A 3,528-nucleotide genomic window follows, 5' to 3' on the forward strand; every position below is an offset into this window, starting at 1 on the left:
CTCTGACTAAGAACGGAAAAGTGGACAGAAAAGCATTGCCTGAGCCCGACAAAACGGCCGCATCAGAAACGGAGTATGAAGCGCCGAGGAATGAAACCGAAGAAAAGCTGGCAGCGATGTGGCGTGAAATTTTAGGCGTGAAGAAGATTGGAATCAATGACCGCTTCTTCGAAATGGGAGGCCACTCTCTCAAAGCCGCAGCGATGACGGCTAAAATTCAGAAGGAGCTGAAGACCGAAGTTCCTCTTAAGCAAATATTTAAAACGCCGACAATTAAAGGGCTTGGAGAGTTTATTCAATCAACGAAAAAAAGCGTTTATTCATCTATCAAAAAAGTGAAAGAAAAAGAATATTATCAGCTCTCATCCGCCCAAAAAAGATTATACATTCTCAACCAAATCGAAGAGAGCGGCTTGTCCTATAACATACCTTTTACAATGAAAGTAAAGGGCAGCTTTGATATACGCCGGTTTGAGGATGTATTGAAAAAATTAACGGAAAGGCACGAAGTGTTCAGAACCTCCTTCTTGATGGAGAATGGCGAGCCTGTTCAAAAGATTGAAAAGCATATCGATTTTCGCATCAAGTACAGCGAATTGGGATCTGATAGCATTTCAGACAAAATAAAGGCTTTTGTCAGACCGTTTGATTTGGAAAAAGCGCCGCTATTTCGAGCGGAAGTATTAAAGGTTGATGAAAAAGAACATATCATCATGTTTGATATGCATCATATCATTTCAGACGGCTCTTCCATGGGCGTGTTAACAAAAGAGATCTGCGATTTATACGAAGGAAAAGAACTCGCGCCGCTCAACATCCAATATAAGGACTACTCAGAATGGCAAAAAGCGTTTTATCAAAAAGATGAGATCAAAAAACAGAAACAATATTGGCTGAATGTCTTTAAAGATGACATTCCTGTCCTAGATATGCCGACCGACTTTCCTAGACCGCAAATACAAAGCGTGGAAGGCGACAGAATCGGTTTTAGAATTGGTGCCGAATTGACGAAGAAGCTTAATCTAATCGCCAAAAACAACGGAACCACCATGTATATGCTTCTTCTGGCTGCGTATACGGTATTGCTTTCAAAATATACGGGACAAGAAGATGTGGTCGTCGGATCGCCGATTCAAGGCAGACAGCATCATGATTTGAAGAATGTGATCGGAATGTTTGTCAATACGCTGGCTATGAGGACGTATCCAAAAGGCGGAAAGACATTTGCCGAATATTTAAAAGATGTAAAAGAAACTGCGCTGAAAGCGTATGAAAATCAGGATTATCAATTTGATGACCTCGTTGAACAGCTCGATCTTAACAGGGATATGAGCAGAAACCCGCTGTTTGATACGATGTTCGTCCTGCAAAACCTTGATCATGCTGATGCTGATATTAAAGGGCTGACGTTTGAAACATATGAAAGCGACATTCATATTTCAAAATTTGATTTCACATTATCGGCAATAGAGAAAGACTCCGGTATAGAGTTTGATTTGGAATACTGCACAAAATTGTTCAAAAAAGAAACGATTGAAAGAATGTCAAAGCATTTTGTCCGCGTTTTAAGGGAGATTTCGAATCATACTGACATCAGGCTGAATCAGATCGAGATATTGTCTGAAGATGAAAGGAACAAATTATTGTATCACTTTAATGATACAAAGACAGATTTTCCAACAGACAAAACGATATGCGAACTGATTGAGGAACGGGCTGAACAAACGCCTGACCATACAGCGCTGGTGTTTGACGATCAAAAGCTGACATACAGGGAACTGGATGAAAGATCAAATCAATTGGCCAGATTTTTAAGAGAGAAAGGTGTAGAACCGAACACCCCAGTTGGAATTATGGTGGAACGCTCTCCTGAAATGATCGTCGGAATCCTTGGAATTATGAAGGCCGGTGCCGCCTATCTGCCGCTTGATCCGGCATATCCGGAAGACAGGATCAAGTATATCCTTGAAGACAGTCAAACGAAGGTTCTTCTGACGCAAGATGCGCTTATGAAAGAACGGGCGTTGATAAAAGATGCCAGCCTTATGAAAATAGACATCCATGACGAACGGATCGCGGGGCAGGATGCCGATCGTCTGCTTCATGTTCATCACGGCGGGGACCTGGCATATATCATCTATACTTCCGGATCTACCGGGAAGCCGAAGGGCGTATTAATCGAACAAAAAGGCCTGTGCAATCTGGTTCATGCCGTCATTGAATTGATGCACATAAAGACGGATAGCAGAGTCGTTCAATTCGCTTCCCTTTCATTTGATGCTTCAGCATTTGAAATATTTTCGGCGCTGGCGGGAGGAGCCGCCTTGGTTTTGGGCCGACAAGAGGATCTGATGCCAGGACAGCCGCTGACAAGCTTTTTGCGCCATCATGAAATCACGCATGCGACTCTGCCGCCGACGGTTCTCAATAGCTTGGATGAACCTCGGTTGGACAACCTCAAAGTCATCGTATCCGCCGGTTCAGCGTGCAGCGAAGAACTTGCAAAAAGATGGTCCGGCAATCGGGTGTTTATCAACGCTTATGGACCGACGGAAACGACGGTCTGTGCAACCGCGGGGGTCTACAAAGGAGATGGCCGCCCGCATATCGGCCGCCCGATCGCCAATGCAAACGTATATGTATTGGATCAAAACCAGCAGCCCGTCGCGGCAGGCGTCGCGGGAGAGCTGTGCGTCGGCGGGAGCGGTCTGGCCCGCGGGTATATAAACAAACCGGAACTTACGGCAGAAAAGTTTATCCCGAATCCGTTTGTACCTGCTGAAAAGGTGTATCGAACAGGAGACCTGGCCAGATGGCTTCCTGACGGAAATCTTGAGTTTTTAGGAAGAATCGACCATCAGGTGAAAATTCGCGGCTACCGGATTGAACTCGGCGAAATCGAGAATCAATTGCTCAAGCATGACGATATAGATGAAGCGGTTGTCATTTCCAGAACGGATAAAGACAATACCGATTATTTATGCGCTTATTTCGTTTCGAAAAAAGAAATGACGGCGACAGAAGTGAGCGAATGGCTCGAGAAAGAGCTTCCTCATTACATGATTCCGGCATATTTTGTCAAGCTTGATAAACTGCCGCTGACTTCAAACGATAAAGTTGACCGAAAAGCGCTGCCTGAACCTGACATGCGCATTGGCACTGGAGCGGAATACGAAGCGCCGCGGAATGAAACAGAGGCAAAACTTGTGGAAATATGGAGGGAGGTTCTCGGTGCAGGCGATATCGGGATCAACCACCATTTCTTCGCCTCAGGCGGCGATTCGATAAAGGCGCTGCAGATCGTTTCAAAGCTCTCAAGGCTGAACCTGAAGCTTGAGATCAAGGATTTGTTTGCGAACCCTAAAATCAAAGATGTAAGCAAATACGTCAAAAAAGGAAGCGAACGGAAAAAAGCCTATGAAACGGTTGAAGGAGAAACGGAATTAACGCCGATCCAACAATGGTTTTTCGAGAAAAACAAAGAAGAGATCGACCACTTCAACCAGTCGTTTATGATCTTTAGAAAGG

General features: G+C 44.6%; 1 protein-coding gene. It reads left to right on the plus strand.

Annotated elements, in window-relative coordinates:
• A partial coding sequence (locus V7126_RS23890; protein WP_335499862.1) for a non-ribosomal peptide synthetase occupies positions 1 to 3,528 on the plus strand: 3,528 nt, incomplete at both ends.

This window comes from Bacillus sp. JJ675, assembly GCF_036963165.1.
Lineage (GTDB): Bacteria > Bacillota > Bacilli > Bacillales > Bacillaceae > Bacillus > Bacillus glycinifermentans.